The 13,564-nt window shown below is 68.4% G+C and carries 17 protein-coding genes; 16 read left to right on the top strand and 1 reads right to left on the bottom strand.

Features of this window, described 5'->3' with window-relative positions:
- The first annotated feature begins 52 nt into the window (after positions 1 to 52).
- The 7 genes from lepB (at position 53) to ACIQTT_RS03155 (ending at position 5,979) form a co-directional block, all read left to right on the top strand.
- Complete coding sequence (gene lepB, locus ACIQTT_RS03185; RefSeq protein ID WP_402785895.1) at positions 53 to 787, top strand: signal peptidase I; 735 nt, start codon at positions 53 to 55, stop codon at positions 785 to 787.
- A complete protein-coding gene (locus ACIQTT_RS03180; protein WP_402785892.1) occupies positions 784 to 1,443 on the top strand; it encodes a ribonuclease HII in 660 nt (219 codons plus the stop codon). The genes lepB and ACIQTT_RS03180 overlap by 4 nt, the downstream gene beginning before the upstream one ends.
- 53 nt (positions 1,444 to 1,496) lie before the next feature.
- Positions 1,497 to 1,823 (top strand): DUF2469 family protein, encoded by a 327-nt coding sequence (locus ACIQTT_RS03175; RefSeq protein ID WP_400439210.1) that lies wholly within the window; start codon positions 1,497 to 1,499, stop codon positions 1,821 to 1,823.
- A 116-nt stretch (positions 1,824 to 1,939) separates the two neighbouring features.
- Positions 1,940 to 2,302, top strand: coding sequence for a YraN family protein (locus ACIQTT_RS03170; protein WP_402785888.1), 363 nt, complete (start codon positions 1,940 to 1,942; stop codon positions 2,300 to 2,302).
- The gene (locus ACIQTT_RS03165; protein WP_402785885.1) at positions 2,299 to 3,828 is read left to right on the top strand and encodes a YifB family Mg chelatase-like AAA ATPase; all 1,530 of its coding nucleotides are present in this window, start codon (positions 2,299 to 2,301) and stop codon (positions 3,826 to 3,828) included. Before ACIQTT_RS03170 ends, ACIQTT_RS03165 begins: the two co-directional genes overlap by 4 nt.
- Positions 3,825 to 5,015 carry a DNA-processing protein DprA gene (gene dprA / locus ACIQTT_RS03160; protein WP_402785882.1) on the top strand — a complete coding sequence of 397 codons (1,191 nt, stop codon included), beginning with the start codon at positions 3,825 to 3,827 and terminating at the stop codon, positions 5,013 to 5,015. Before ACIQTT_RS03165 ends, dprA begins: the two co-directional genes overlap by 4 nt.
- Positions 5,016 to 5,073: 58 nt before the next feature.
- Positions 5,074 to 5,979, top strand: a complete 906-nt coding sequence (locus tag ACIQTT_RS03155; RefSeq protein WP_402791081.1) for a tyrosine recombinase XerC — start codon at positions 5,074 to 5,076, stop codon at positions 5,977 to 5,979.
- 7 nt (positions 5,980 to 5,986) lie between these two features.
- Here the strand turns inward: ACIQTT_RS03155 and ACIQTT_RS03150 are convergent, their stop codons facing one another.
- Positions 5,987 to 6,526, bottom strand: a complete 540-nt coding sequence (locus ACIQTT_RS03150) for a murein hydrolase activator EnvC family protein (RefSeq protein WP_402785879.1) — start codon at positions 6,524 to 6,526, stop codon at positions 5,987 to 5,989.
- Between the two features lie 300 nt (positions 6,527 to 6,826).
- Here ACIQTT_RS03150 and rpsB point away from each other — a divergent pair, with 300 nt between their 5' ends.
- The 9 genes from rpsB (at position 6,827) to ACIQTT_RS03105 (ending at position 13,548) form a co-directional block, all read left to right on the top strand.
- Entirely contained in the window at positions 6,827 to 7,777 is a 951-nt protein-coding gene (gene rpsB, locus ACIQTT_RS03145; RefSeq protein ID WP_402785876.1) for a 30S ribosomal protein S2, read from the top strand.
- Positions 7,778 to 7,821: 44 nt separating this feature from the next.
- The gene (tsf, locus tag ACIQTT_RS03140) at positions 7,822 to 8,649 is read left to right on the top strand and encodes a translation elongation factor Ts (protein WP_402785873.1); all 828 of its coding nucleotides are present in this window, start codon (positions 7,822 to 7,824) and stop codon (positions 8,647 to 8,649) included.
- Positions 8,650 to 8,740: 91 nt separating this feature from the next.
- The gene (gene pyrH / locus ACIQTT_RS03135) at positions 8,741 to 9,457 is read left to right on the top strand and encodes a UMP kinase (protein ID WP_247622584.1); all 717 of its coding nucleotides are present in this window, start codon (positions 8,741 to 8,743) and stop codon (positions 9,455 to 9,457) included.
- Between the two features lie 68 nt (positions 9,458 to 9,525).
- Positions 9,526 to 10,080: a ribosome recycling factor gene (gene frr, locus ACIQTT_RS03130; protein ID WP_402785870.1), complete on the top strand. Its 555-nt coding sequence runs from the start codon at positions 9,526 to 9,528 to the stop codon at positions 10,078 to 10,080.
- Positions 10,081 to 10,086: 6 nt separating this feature from the next.
- On the top strand, positions 10,087 to 11,226 hold the full coding sequence (locus tag ACIQTT_RS03125; protein WP_402785867.1) for a phosphatidate cytidylyltransferase: 1,140 nt from the start codon (positions 10,087 to 10,089) through the stop codon (positions 11,224 to 11,226).
- Positions 11,223 to 11,795: a DivIVA domain-containing protein gene (locus ACIQTT_RS03120; protein WP_402785864.1), complete on the top strand. Its 573-nt coding sequence runs from the start codon at positions 11,223 to 11,225 to the stop codon at positions 11,793 to 11,795. The genes ACIQTT_RS03125 and ACIQTT_RS03120 overlap by 4 nt, the downstream gene beginning before the upstream one ends.
- A 47-nt stretch (positions 11,796 to 11,842) precedes the next feature.
- Entirely contained in the window at positions 11,843 to 12,532 is a 690-nt protein-coding gene (locus ACIQTT_RS03115) for a transglycosylase SLT domain-containing protein (protein ID WP_402785861.1), read from the top strand.
- 9 nt (positions 12,533 to 12,541) lie between these two features.
- Positions 12,542 to 12,829, top strand: coding sequence for a hypothetical protein (locus ACIQTT_RS03110; RefSeq protein ID WP_402785858.1), 288 nt, complete (start codon positions 12,542 to 12,544; stop codon positions 12,827 to 12,829).
- A 2-nt stretch (positions 12,830 to 12,831) separates the two neighbouring features.
- Positions 12,832 to 13,548: an alpha/beta hydrolase gene (locus ACIQTT_RS03105; RefSeq protein WP_402791078.1), complete on the top strand. Its 717-nt coding sequence runs from the start codon at positions 12,832 to 12,834 to the stop codon at positions 13,546 to 13,548.
- Positions 13,549 to 13,564: the final 16 nt, after the last annotated feature.

Here is a 13,564-nt window from a genome sequence, read left to right as displayed (position 1 = left end):
GCGAACCTTGTTACTGCCGCTCGATGGCACGCACGACAGACGAAGGATGCCGATGACCTCTGAACCCTCCGCCGCGCCCGCCACGGGCACGAGGCGGCGCCGCGGACTTCTGGTCTTCCTGCGTGACGTGCTGATCATCATCCTGATCGCCGCGCTCGTCTCGTTCGTGGTGAAGACCTTCATCGTCCGTTCGTTCTACATCCCGTCGGCATCCATGGAGCGCACGCTCATGGTCAACGACCGCATTCTCGTCGACGAGCTCACCCCGCGGTGGACGGGATACGAGCGCGGCGACGTGGTGGTGTTCCAGGACCCGGGCGGATGGCTCGGAGACCAGCCGCAGCCTCCGGCATCCCCTCCTCTCGTGCAGGCGATCGACGGCTTGCTGACCTTCATCGGCATCTCGGCCTCCGACTCGCAGGACCATCTCGTCAAACGCATCATCGGCCTCCCCGGCGACCACGTCGTGTGCTGCAACGCGCTCGGCCAGATCACGATCAACGGCGCGCCGATCGACGAGCTCGATTACCTCAACCTCCCCGAAGGCAACACCGCGGCGTCGAACGAGCCCTTCGACGTCGTCGTGCCCGAGGACTCGCTGTGGCTTCTCGGCGACAACCGCACTCGATCGCGGGATTCGAGAGCGCATCAGGAGCTCCCCAGTGGCGGCTTCGTCCCGGAGTCGAACGTGGTGGGCAAGGCCTTCCTGACGACGTGGCCGTTCGACCGGATCGGTGGGATCGACGGTCATCACCAGGCCTTCGACAGCGTTCCGGACTCCGAATGACGGTCGTTTCCCCGACTCTCACGCTCGAGCGGAGAATCCTCAGCGACAGCGCCCTGATCATCTCGCTCGACGAGGTCGGTCGCGGCGCACTCGCAGGACCGGTCGCGGTGGGAGCGGCGGTGATGGACGCTTCGGGTGCGCGGCGTCGAGTGCCCGAGGGGCTCCGCGACTCCAAACTCGTCACGGAGCGCCGCCGGCCCGATGTTGCGGAGCGGGCGACGGCGTGGGTGCGCGCCTCTTCCGTCGGATGGGCCAGCGCGGCGGAGGTCGACGAGGTCGGGATCATCCGGGCGCTGGGTCTGGCCGCCTCGCGCGCCGTCGATGCCGTCGTCGCGCAGGGAACGTCGACCTCGGGGGCGGTCGTGCTGCTCGACGGAAACCACGACTACCTCTCGGCGTCGCATCATTCGGTGCTCGACGTCCGTCCGGTGATCAAGGGCGACCGGGACTGCGCGTCCGTCTCGGCCGCATCCGTGATCGCGAAGGTCGCACGCGACGCCCACATGGCCGAACTGCACGCCGACTATCCGCAGTACCAGTGGGATCGCAACAAGGGATACGCCAGCACCGAGCATCGTGAGGCGATCCGAACGCTCGGGCTCTCGCCCCTGCATCGTGCGTCGTGGGCGATCGCCGATGCGCCTGCCCTGTTCTGAGAGCCGGGTGCGGTGCCGCATGCGGGCGGTTGCGACCCTAGGATGGAAACACCATGGATGAGGAAGCCTTCGACGACTACGACCGCGAGCTCGAGCTCGCGCTTTTCCGCGAGTACCGAGACGTGGTCTCGCAGTTCCAGTACGTCGTCGAGACCGAGCGCCGGTTCTATCTGGCGAATGACGTCAACGTGGTGCGACGCGATACCGAGCACGACTTCTACTTCGAGATCTCGATGAGCGATGTGTGGGTGTGGGACATCTACCGAGCCGATCGTTTCGTGAAGGCAGTGCGGGTGCTCACCTTCAAGGACGTCAACGTCGAGGAGTTGCAGCGCCGGGAGTTCGAGATTCCCCAGGAGCTCTCGCTCGACGGCGAGTGAACCGGGGCGACGAACTCCTTCTGCACAAGCGATGTCGGTGAGCCGGGTTTTCGTCACACCGAGGACGACCGGCGGGCTGCCCGCCGCACGGCTGCGCCGCTCGGCATGCTGTCGGAATGGCAGCGAAGGATGACCTCGGCAGGGCCGGGGAAGAACGGGCGGCGCGACATCTCGTCGGCGCCGGGTACACACTCCTGGAGCGCAACTGGCGTTGCGCGCAGGGGGAGATCGATATCGTCGCTCTTCACGACGAGGAGCTCGTCTTCGTCGAGGTGAAGACACGACGGACGACCGGATATGGTCATCCGTTCGAGGCGATCGACTCACGCAAGAAGCGTCGGATGTGGGGTCTCGCCCATGCCTGGGCCGTCGCGCACCCGCTACATGCACGTGGACGTCGGATCCGGCTCGATGTGGTGGGGATCGTCGGTCCCGATCCGTCATCGGGGTCGCTCGAGCACGTGGCGGATCTCGTATGAGTACGACGCGTACCTGGGCCGTGGCGATCACGGGGGTGGATGGACACATGGTCGAGGTCGAAGCGGACCTCTCGAACCAGACTCCGGAGTTCAAGATCATCGGTCTCCCCGACAAATCGCTCGGCGAAGCGGTGCAACGCGTGCACAACGCGTGCAAAAATTCCGGACTCGACCTCCCTCGGCGAAGGATGACGGTGAACCTGTCGCCCGCCAGTCTTCCGAAGCACGGGTCGGGCTTCGATCTCGCGATCGCCGTCGCGACGCTCGCCGCGGGCGATGCGATCTCACCGCGATCTATCCGAGGAACCGTGCACATCGGCGAGCTCGGCCTCGATGGGCGTGTTCGGCCGGTGGCGGGTGTTCTCCCCGCGGTGTTCGCAGCAGCGAGGGCGGGATTCGAACGGGTGATCGTGCCACACGCCAACGCCGCCGAAGCGCGCTTGGTGACCGGGATCGAGGTGCGCGGGGCCAGCTCGCTCGCGGAGGTGGCCGTGTGGCACGGGGCCGACGTCGAGATTCCGGAGGTGGCCGTCGAGGAGACTGCCGTGGTGGACGAGGAGCCGAGCGAGACGCTGGATCTTGCGGACATCGTGGGTCAGGAGATGGCAGTCGAGGCGCTCGTCGTCGCCGCGGCGGGCGGACATCACATGCTCCTCAGCGGTCCACCAGGCGCGGGCAAGACGATGCTCGCGCGACGTCTGCCCGGTATCCTCCCCTCGCTCACCGAAGCCGAAGCGCTCGAGGTCGCCTCGATCCGCTCGTTGATGGGCGATCGGGTGATGTCGCTCGACCGGACTCCTCCGATCGAGGCACCGCATCACAGCGCGTCCGTGGCGGCGTTGGTGGGAGGCGGATCGCGGGTGGCGCGTCCAGGCGCGATCGTTCGCGCCCACCGCGGCGTGCTGTTCCTCGATGAGGCAGCCGAGTTCACCCGGGTCGCCTTGGATGCGCTCCGCCAACCGCTCGAGTCCGGGGCGATCGAGGTCATCCGCGCGGGGTTCACCGCACGGTTCCCTGCGCGGTTCCAACTCTTGCTCGCGATGAATCCCTGTCCGTGCGGCAATTACGGCGTACGTGGAGCGGAGTGCACCTGTCCGGCGCAGGCGATCAGGCGGTACGCGACCCGACTCTCCGGTCCGCTCCGGGACCGTGTCGACATCGAGTTGCGGGTCGCGCGCGTCGCCGCCTCACGTGCGACCGCGGGCGGACGCGCGGAGACGGACACCGCGACGGCGCGACGTCGTGTCGCTGACGCCCGAGGGCGAGCCGCGGCGAGGTGGAGAGGAACGCCGTGGTCGAGGAACGCGGACATCCCGGGAACGTGGTTGAGACAGGGGGAGTTCCGGCTCGATGCCGCGGATCGGGAGCCGCTGGATCGAGCGCTCGAGCGGGGAGCCCTCACCCTGCGCGGTTACGACCAGGTCTTGCGTCTGGCATGGACGATGGCAGACCTCGCCGGGCACGAGCGTCCTCGACAGGACGAGATCGGTCGCGCGCTGCACCTCAAGAGAGGGATGACGCCGTGAACCGCGCGCTGACCGACGACCGGGAGATTCTGCGAGCGGCGGCCGCTCTGCGCGTGAGCGAGACAGTGCCATCGACGGAGGCGATCGCGCGCGCGGCCTGGTCGGTGCTCGCGGAACCGGGCGACGGGGTCGCAGGTGCGCTCATCCGCGAGCTCGGAGCCGTCGACGCGCTCGATCTGGCACTCGGCGAGTCGAGCCCGACGGCCATCCGGGCAGGCGGCTCTGCGCGAGCGCATCGCGCCGTGGCGGAGGGGAGAGCGCGCTGGCGTCCGCGAGCGCAGACCCGCGCGCTGATCGACGCTTTGCGCGGCGCCGCGCAGGTCGGCGCGCGCCTGGTGATACCCGGAGACGAGGTCTGGCCGGATTCGCTCGACGACCTGGGAGAGCACGCACCACCGGCTCTGTGGATCCGAGGTGACACCCGCCTCCTGACGGCGACTCCCCGCGTGGCCGTCGTCGGTGCTCGGGCGGCGACCGGGTACGGCGAGCACGTCGCCGCGGAGCTCGCCGGCGACCTGGCCGCGGGCGGCGCGACGGTCGTCTCCGGCGGGGCGTACGGCATCGACGGCGTCGCACATCGTGCGGCGCTCGGGGTCGGCGGACCGACGGTCGCCTTCCTCGCCGGCGGCGTGGATCGCGCCTATCCCTCCGGGCACCAGGAACTCTTCACGCGTATCGCCGCGCACGGCGCCGTCGTCAGCGAGTTGCCGTGCGGTGCCGCGCCGACGAAATGGCGCTTCCTCGCCCGTAACCGCCTGATCGCGGCGCTCGGTCACGCCACCGTAGTCGTCGAAGCGGGGTGGCGGAGTGGATCCCTCAATACGGCGGGGCATGCGGCGGCGCTGGGGAGACCGCTCGGAGCCGTGCCGGGCCCGGTCACCTCGGCGGCCTCCGCGGGGTGCCATCGTCTGCTTCGGGAGTACGACGCGCGCTGCGTCACTAGCGCGGCAGAGGTCCGTGAACTCTGGGGTGACGACGCGCCGGACACGCCCGCCTCCCGTCCTGCTGATTCGGATCGCATCCGGTTGCTCGATGCTCTCGGAGCACGGAAAGCGATCGATGTCGCCGAGATCTGTCGGCGCAGCGGCCTCGACCCCGATCGGGTCCGAGCACTACTCGGGCTGCTCGAACTCGAGGGGATGCTCACACGCTCCGATGCGGGGTGGGTGCGCGCGACGAATCGATGATCGTGGGGCGGCGGCGAGGTGCGATCTCTCGTATCGTTCTCCGGTGCATGCTGGAGCCATGCAGCTCGCCGCCGCCGCACAGGCCTTCACCGAGTACCTCGAACGGGTGCGCAGGTTGTCGGCGGCGACGGTGCGCGCCTATCGCTCCGATCTGCGGGATCTGACGGCGTCGGCAGGAGACATCACGATCGGTGATGTCGACCTCGACGTGCTCCGCGACTGGCTCTGGACAGCGACCCAGCGTGGCGATGCGCGCTCGACGCTCGCGCGCCGCGCCGCGGCCGCGCGGTCCTTCTTCGGTTGGGCGACCGAGCACGAGATCATCGCCCACGATCCGAGCCTCCGCCTGATCGCCCCCAAGCGTGGCCGCAGTCTGCCGGTCGTGGCTTCGAAAGATGCGATGAGCTCGCTTCTCGAGCGCCACCGCGCCCGCGCTATCGCCGGAGGAGACCCGCTCGAATTCCGCGACCACGCCATCCTCGAGACGCTCTATGGCGCGGGCATCCGCGTGTCCGAGCTCTGCGGGCTGGACATCGACGACCTCGACCTCGATCGCCGCACCGCGCGCGTGCTCGGCAAGGGAGCCAAGGAACGCGTCGTGCCCTTCGGCCTGCCGGCGGGTGAGGCGTTGAACGCGTACCTGCGGCGTGCCCGACCGGCGCTCGTCGCCCGGGGCGATCGCGCCGGTGCTGCCGTCTTCCTCGGGAGTCGTGGTGGGCGGATCGGACCTCGCGCGGTATACACGCTGGTGGCGGAGGTGCTCGGCCCGCTCGTGGGTTCGGAGACCGTCGGCCCCCATGCGCTCCGGCATACGGCGGCGACGCACCTCCTCGATGGCGGCGCCGACCTGCGCGCCGTGCAGGAGATCCTCGGCCACGCGAGCCTCGGCACCACGCAGATCTATACGCACGTCTCCGCCGAGAGACTGACGACCACATACCGCCTCGCCCACCCGCGCGCCTGACCGCGCTTCATGTCCCCGCGCAGCACGGCAGCAGGATCGCCCTGGGTGGTGTGCCGAACAGCAGGAGCGGGTTGATGTAGACGCCGTCGAGTCGCACGCCCACGTGCAGAGTGCCGTGGGCGCTGTGCCCACCGAGCGCAACGGTCCCGAGGACGTCGCCCGCCGCGACGGCATCGCCGGGGCTCAGCGAAGAATCCAGTGGCTCGTAGGTCGAGACGTATCCGGAGCCGTGGTCGATCGTGAGCAGCGGGCGGTCGACGACGGTTCCCCGGAACGCCACCACGCCGTCTGCGGGGGCGCGGACCTCCTGGCCGACGACAGTGGCGATATCGATTCCGCGGTGGCCGGCGCCGTAGGCGTGAGCGGGCGCTCGGTAGGGTGCGGTCACGGATCGTCGACCGTCGAGAGGCCAGCGCCAGTCGGCGGCGATCGCGGAGGACGCCGGGATGGTGGACGAGTCGGTCGGGACGGCGGCGGCAGGAACCGGCGCTCCGAGTGCCAGGACGAGGAGGGCGCCGATCATGCAGACGCGTCGGAGCGGAGTCATCCCGAGAGTCTGCTTCCCCGCGCCGTGGCAGTGGTGCGAGCCGAAGTGCGAAGCGCGGGCACGGGGGAGAACTGCTCGATTGCGCCGCCCGTGAAGAGCATGACGCGCGGTCGTTGTCCTGTATGCTGGACGGGCACCCCGAAATCGGGGTGACTACGCGTGCCCAGAGCGACTCCGGTCGTGGCATCCACTCCCACAGGTCCTTCCTCGGAAGGCGGGTGTGCGCCGGGCACCAGGAAGTCCGATCGAACGATCGGCAATAACCTCAACGGCGCACTGCGCCAGAACAAGGAGACGACCATGGCTGTGGTCACCATCCGTCAGCTGCTCGACAGCGGCGTGCACTTCGGACACCAGACCCGTCGGTGGAACCCGAAGGTGAAGCGCTTCATCCTCACCGAGCGCAGCGGCATCCACATCATCGACCTGCAGCAGTCGCTCGGCTACATCGACAAGGCCTACGACTTCGTCAAGGAGACCGTCGCCCACGGTGGCACGATCCTCTTCGTCGGCACCAAGAAGCAGGCTCAGGAGATCCTCGCCGAGCAGGCCACCCGCGTCGGCCAGCCTTTCGTCAACCAGCGCTGGCTCGGTGGACTCCTCACCAACTTCCAGACGATCTCCAAGCGTCTCGCGCGCATGAAGGAGCTCGAGGAGCTCGACTACGAGACCCCGGCGAACAGCGGCTTCACGAAGAAGGAGCTCCTGCTCAAGAAGCGCGAGCTCGACAAGCTGCACAAGTCGCTCGGTGGTATCCGGAACCTCACCAAGACGCCGTCGGCCATCTGGGTCGTCGACGCCAAGCGTGAGCACCTCGCCATCGACGAGGCCAAGAAGCTCGGCATCCCCGTGATCGGCATCCTCGACACGAACGCCGACCCGGACGACTTCCAGTACCCGATCCCCGGCAACGACGACGCGATCCGTTCGGTCTCGCTGCTGACGCGCATCATCGCCGACGCCGCTGCCGAGGGCCTGCAGCAGAAGCACAACCCGGAGACGGGCGACGCCGAGCCGCTCGCCGACTGGGAGAAGGAGCTCCTCGAGGCTCCCGCCCAGGAGGTTCAGGAGTCCGCTGACGCCGCTGCCGTCGAGACCGCGGCCGACGAGGCCTCCGTCGTCGAGACGCCCGCCGCCGACGAGACCGCTGCTGACGCGGCCGGTGCCGAGGCTCACGACGAGGCGATCGCCGCCGCTTCCGGTGAGGAGACCGCTGAGGTCGCCGCTGCCGAGGCCGCGGACGCCAAGTAATTCCGCGACCACCACACACATCACGAAGCAAGGAGCCACCACACATGGCCAACTTCACCATCGCTGACCTCAAGGCGCTGCGTGAGCAGCTCGGTACGGGAATGGTCGACACCAAGAAGGCGCTCGAGGAGGCCGACGGAGACGTCGAGAAGGCCACCGAGATCCTGCGTCTCAAGGGTGCGAAGGGCAACGCGAAGCGCGCTGACCGTTCGACCAGCGAGGGACTCGTCGTCGCTCGCGAGCAGGCCGGTGCCGTCACGCTGATCGAACTCGCCTGCGAGACCGACTTCGTCGCGAAGAACGACCGCTTCATCGCGCTGGCCGACAAGGTCGCCGATGCCGCTGCGGCCGTCAAGGCCGACTCGGTCGAGGCAGCCCTGGCCGCCGACGCGGCAGGTCAGTCCGTCGAGCAGCTGATCTCGGAAGAGGCAGCGATCATCGGCGAGAAGGTCGAGCTGCGTCGTGTGCGCACGATCGTCGGCGACAACGTCGAGGTCTACCTGCACCGCACCAGCAAGGACCTGCCGCCGCAGATCGGTGTCGTCGTCGCCTACTCGGGTGACGACGCGGAGACCGCTCGCAGCATCGCGCAGCACATCTCGTTCGCCAACCCGTCGTACCTCGCCCGCGAGGACGTTCCGGCTGACGCCGTCGAGAAGGAGCGAGAGATCGTCACCGAGATCTCGCGCAACGAGGGAAAGCCGGAAGCGGCTCTCCCCAAGATCGTCGAAGGCCGCGTCTCCGCGTTCATCAAGCAGGTCGCCCTGCTGGAGCAGGACTACGCCAAGGACAACAAGCTCTCTGTCGCCCAGGTGGCGAAGGACGCCGGTATCACCGTGACGGACTTCGCGCGCTTCAAGGTCGGCGCGTAGCAGAGTCGAAGGGGTTCGGATCGGTGAGATCCGAACCCCTTCTTCATGCCCACGAGGCACTATCTTGAATCGGGACGAGAGGACAACACCCATGACCGAACGCACCGGACGCCGCCGCGTCCTTCTCAAGCTCTCCGGAGAGGCATTCGGCGCCGGTCAGCTGGGTGTCAACCCGGATGTCGTCGGCCAGATCGCGCGCGACATCGCTGCGGCCGTCGACCGCGTCGAGGTCGCCATCGTCGTGGGTGGGGGCAACTTCTTCCGCGGGGCCGAACTGAGCCAGCGAGGCATGGACCGCGGACGTGCCGACTACATGGGCATGCTCGGAACCGTGATGAACGCGCTCGCTCTGCAGGACTTCCTCGAGCAGGCCGGAGCGGCGACGCGGGTGCAGTCGGCGATCTCGATGACCCAGGTCGCCGAGCCGTACATCCCGCGCCGGGCGGAGCGTCACCTCGAGAAGGGACGCGTCGTGATCTTCGGTGCCGGTGCCGGACTCCCGTACTTCTCCACCGACACGGTCGCCGCTCAGCGTGCACTCGAGATCGGCGCCGAGGAGGTCCTCGTCGCCAAGAACGGCGTCGACGCCATCTACACGGCCGACCCCAACAAGCATGCGGATGCCGAGCGCATCGAGCGAGTCACCTACAGCGACGCGCTGCAGCGCGGACTGAAGGTCGTCGATTCGACCGCGTTCAGCCTCTGCATGGACAACAACATGAACATGCGCGTCTTCGGCATGGAGCCCGCGGGCAACGTGACGCGCGCTCTTCTCGGCGAGCCGATCGGCACCCTGGTCACCACCTGAGTGTGCGACGCGGCGGAGAAGGCTTCGCCCGATAGAATTTGCAGAACACCCCGACGATAGGAGTCACCGTGATCGCGGACGTCCTCGCTGAAACCACCACCCGCATGGACCGGGCGGTCGAAGCTGCCAAGGAGGACTTCTCCACGGTGCGCACCGGTCGCGCGAACCCCCAGCTGTTCCAGAAGGTCCTCGTCGACTACTACGGAACGCCGACCCCGATCGGCCAGCTGGCCTCGATGGCCAATCAGGAGGCGCGCACCCTCGTCATCACGCCCTACGACAAGTCGGCGCTCAAGGCGATCGAGCAGGCCATCCGAGACATGCCGAACCTCGGGGCGAACCCGACGAACGACGGCAACCTGGTGCGTGTGACGATGCCCGAGCTCACGGCCGACCGTCGCAAGGAGTACGTCAAGCTCGTCAAGTCGAAGGGCGAGGACGCGAAGGTCCACGTCCGTGGCATCCGCCGCAAGGCGAAGGACGACCTCGACGCGCTCAAGAGCGAGGTCGGTGAGGACGAGATCGCGCGTGGCGAGAAGGAGCTGGATGCCCTGACTCGCCAGCACGTCGACCTCATCGATGACGCGCTCAAGCGCAAAGAGGCAGAACTCCTCGAGGTGTGAGGGCGGATGTCTGACACGCGAGATTCCGAGGACGGTGCGCCGCTGACCCGCCGTGAGGCGAGAGACGCGACGACACCGGACTCGGGCATCCCGTTGGCGGACGAGGCGTTCCCGGCCTTCGACGCCGCGCTCATCCCGCCCCGCCCTCCGCTCCCGGACGAGCCGGGCGTCGTGATCCCCGATTTGATCGACACCGCAGACCACAACGCGATCCGCGAGCAGTGGCGAGCGAAGCGCGACGAGTTCGGCAGCCACGTCTCGCATGCGCGGGATCAGATCGACCAGGCGAACGAACGGATCAAGCAGCGCACGGGGCGCGACCTCGTGCTCGCCATCCTCATCGGCCTGGCGTTCGGGGCGGCGCTCCTCGGATCCCTTCTGTTCATCAAGGTCCTCTTCGTCCCGTTCGCTCTGGCAGCTGCGTTGCTGGGGGTCTACGAGCTCGCGCGGGCGCTCCGCGCTTCGGGACGCCGTATCGATGTCGTCCCGCAGCTCGTCGCCGCGGCTTCGCTCGTTCTCTCCGGTTACTTCGCGGATATCTGGCTGTGCTGGATCGTGTTGTTCCTCGCAGTGGCGTTCGTGATCGTCTGGAGGCTCATCGCGCAGATGTTCGCCCAGGACGGGCGCACCTACGGCGACGTCCTCGCTGATGCCGTCATCGGCGGTTTCGTGCAGGTGTACGTCCCGTTCCTCGCAGCGATCGCGCTGATCCTGCTCGGGCAGGAGGGCGGCCAGTGGTGGGTGCTCGGTTTCATCGCCATCGCGGTGGCCGCCGACACCGGCGCCTATGCCGCCGGCCTCGCCTTCGGGCGGCATCCGATGGCCCCGCGGATCAGTCCCAAGAAGACCTGGGAAGGCTTCGCCGGAGCGGTCGTCGCCTCGCTGACCGCCGGTGTGCTGCTCGCGATCTACCTGCTGGAGCTGCCGTGGTGGGGCGGGCTCGTGTTCGGCGCCGCCATCCTGCTGTCGGCGACGCTGGGCGATCTCGGCGAATCGATGCTGAAGCGCGATCTCGGGATCAAGGACATGAGCTCCTGGCTCCCGGGCCACGGCGGTCTGCTCGATCGGCTCGACAGCATCCTGCCGTCGACGGTTCCCGCCCTCTGCCTCTACTTCCTCCTCTCTCCCTGGGTGGTGCTGTCATGAACGACCAGAAGACCGAAGAGCGACAGCCCTCACGCGCGGCCTTCGCCGTCGCCACTGGGCGCACCAAGGGCTACCACCCCGCGGCCGTCGACACGTTCCTCGCCTCGGCGCGCGCGGCATTCGAGCACGGGGGAGAGCTCGGTGCGGCCGATGTCCGCACGGCCTCGTTCCCGCTCGTGAAGGGCGGCTACGTGGTCGGCGACGTCGATGCCGCGCTGAGCCGTGTCGAAGACGCCTTCGCGGCGCGCGAGCGCGATCAGGCAGTGCGCTCCGAGGGCGCGGGCGTCTGGGTCGAGCAGGCCCGTGACGAGGCTCAGGTGATCCTCGACCACCTCGCGCGTCCGCGCCGTCACCGTTTCGCGCGCACGGGGGCGCTGACCTTCGGCTACCGCGTCGACGAGGTCGACCACGTGGCGACGCGCATCGTGCGCTACCTCCGCGACGGCGATGCGTTGAGCGCCGAACAGCTGCGTTCGGCAGCCTTCCGCATGCAGCGCGGCGGGTATCGCGAGGAGCAGGTCGATGCGCTGCTCGACGCAGCGATCGACGTGATCCTCGCCGTTCGCTGACCTTCTCATGGCCGTCCCAGGCAGTCTTGCGTAGACTGTCGACCATCGTGAACTCCCGAAACGACATGACACTTGCACGACGTGACGCCTCGCCGGTCCCTCTGGCGACGGCGAATTCCGCGCATCGTGGCACTCGTCGCTGGTCCCGACGTCGCGGTGTGGTCGCTGCCTTCGCGTCGCTCGCCGTCGTCGGTTTCGCGGCTGCGATGGTCGCACCGACGGCCGTCGCCCTCGCGGATCCGCCCGAGCAGGAGACGCCGGACAGCGCCTACTCGGTCGCGCTCGAGGACACCCAGAATCTGACGGTCACGGTGGAGGGCGCCGAGATCGCGCCGGTCGAGCGCGGGTCCTTCGAGGTCTACGTGACGCCGAAGCCGACCCCCACACCGACGCCGACGACGGCCTCCAACTCGAACTCGGGAGGGACGGCCCCTGCGGCCCCGCTCTTCTACACCGGTGGCGGAGCCCCTGCGGACTGGATGGCTGCCGCAGGAATCGCCGAGGGCGACTGGGGTTACGTCGACTACGTGGTGTCGCGTGAGAGCGGCTGGAACCCGAACGCCACGAACAGCAGCTCGGGTGCCTGCGGGCTCGTGCAGGCTCTGCCGTGCAGCAAGGTGCCGGGTAACGGGTACGACCCGGTCGACAACCTGCGCTGGGCGAGCGGCTACGCGACGGGGCGATACGGCAGCTGGGCCGGCGCCTACAACTTCTGGATCAACAACCACTGGTGGTGAGCAGGCACGATGCCCCGCTCCCGCAGGCGGCCTCCTTCGCGATCCGAGGCCGACGAGTCCTTCGAACGCCTCCTCGCGGGGTGGAAGCGCAGTGAGACTCGTCGCGGTGCGGAATGGACCGTGCAACCCCTCTCGGCGCTCCAGGCTCAGAAGTCCTACGTGTGCCCCGGGTGCTCCCGCATGATCGAACCGGGCACCGCACACCTCGTCGCCTGGCGTGCGGATGGAGTCCTCGGCGACGCCGCCGACCTCGCCGCACGCAGGCACTGGCACACACACTGTTGGAGGCAATCGTGACCATCGAGATCCGTGGACCGCTCGAGCTCCCCGCGCAGCGTGAGGACATCGAGTTGCGCACCGCCGATGACCTCACTCTCGTGGGAGAGCTCGCGCTCCCCGAAACCGCGGAACCCGTCGCGACGCTCGTGACCCTGCACCCGCTTCCCACCGCGGGAGGGTTCATGGACTCGCACATCCTGCGCAAGGCGGCTGCGCGTCTTCCTGCCCTGGCAGACCTCGCGGTCCTGCGGTTCAATACGCGTGGCACGACGTCGCCGCGCGGCACGAGCGAGGGGGCGTTCGACGGCGGAAGTGCGGAGCAGTTCGATGTCGCCGCCGCGATGGCGTTCGTCCAGGAGCGCGGACTGCCGCGTCCCTGGCTCCTCGGATGGTCGTTCGGGACGGAACTCGCTCTCAAGTACGGGCGGGATCACGATGTCGAAGGCGTGATCCTGCTCTCGCCGCCGCTGCACCGCGCGACGGAGGCCGAGGTGGCCGCGTGGGCGCAGTTCGATCGTCCGGTCGTGATCCTCGTGCCGGAGTTCGACGACTATCTGCGACCCGACGAGGCGCGGGAGCGTTTCGCCTCGATCCCGCACGCCACGCTGATCGCCGTCGATGGTGGCAAGCATCTCTGGGTGGGGGAGTCGCAGACGCGTCGGGTACTCACCGAGGTCGTCGCGGCTGTCAACCCGGCGACGCTTCCGTTGCCGACCGAGTGGCCCGCCCAACGGTGATCAGTCGCCTCGCGCT

The sequence above is a fragment of the Microbacterium sp. NPDC090225 genome, from assembly GCF_044772365.1.
In the GTDB taxonomy this organism is placed as follows: domain Bacteria; phylum Actinomycetota; class Actinomycetes; order Actinomycetales; family Microbacteriaceae; genus Microbacterium.
The sequence above is the reverse complement of the archived record's forward strand: the minus strand, read 5'-3'. Positions and strand labels throughout refer to the sequence as shown.

Excerpts from the sequence above, each read along its gene's own strand:
- ACIQTT_RS03120 (WP_402785864.1), top strand. The coding sequence starts at position 11,223 with ATGAACGACCAGAAGACCGAAGAGCGACAGCCCTCACGCGCGGCCTTC.
- pyrH (WP_247622584.1), top strand. The coding sequence starts at position 8,741 with ATGACCGAACGCACCGGACGCCGCCGCGTCCTTCTCAAGCTCTCCGGA.
- lepB (WP_402785895.1), top strand. The coding sequence starts at position 53 with ATGACCTCTGAACCCTCCGCCGCGCCCGCCACGGGCACGAGGCGGCGC.
- ACIQTT_RS03180 (WP_402785892.1), top strand. The coding sequence starts at position 784 with ATGACGGTCGTTTCCCCGACTCTCACGCTCGAGCGGAGAATCCTCAGC.
- ACIQTT_RS03150 (WP_402785879.1), bottom strand. The coding sequence starts at position 6,526 with ATGACTCCGCTCCGACGCGTCTGCATGATCGGCGCCCTCCTCGTCCTG.
- tsf (WP_402785873.1), top strand. The coding sequence starts at position 7,822 with ATGGCCAACTTCACCATCGCTGACCTCAAGGCGCTGCGTGAGCAGCTC.
- ACIQTT_RS03175 (WP_400439210.1), top strand. The coding sequence starts at position 1,497 with ATGGATGAGGAAGCCTTCGACGACTACGACCGCGAGCTCGAGCTCGCG.
- ACIQTT_RS03125 (WP_402785867.1), top strand. The coding sequence starts at position 10,087 with ATGTCTGACACGCGAGATTCCGAGGACGGTGCGCCGCTGACCCGCCGT.
- ACIQTT_RS03170 (WP_402785888.1), top strand. The coding sequence starts at position 1,940 with ATGGCAGCGAAGGATGACCTCGGCAGGGCCGGGGAAGAACGGGCGGCG.
- rpsB (WP_402785876.1), top strand. The coding sequence starts at position 6,827 with ATGGCTGTGGTCACCATCCGTCAGCTGCTCGACAGCGGCGTGCACTTC.
- ACIQTT_RS03155 (WP_402791081.1), top strand. The coding sequence starts at position 5,074 with ATGCAGCTCGCCGCCGCCGCACAGGCCTTCACCGAGTACCTCGAACGG.
- ACIQTT_RS03165 (WP_402785885.1), top strand. The coding sequence starts at position 2,299 with ATGAGTACGACGCGTACCTGGGCCGTGGCGATCACGGGGGTGGATGGA.
- ACIQTT_RS03110 (WP_402785858.1), top strand. The coding sequence starts at position 12,542 with ATGCCCCGCTCCCGCAGGCGGCCTCCTTCGCGATCCGAGGCCGACGAG.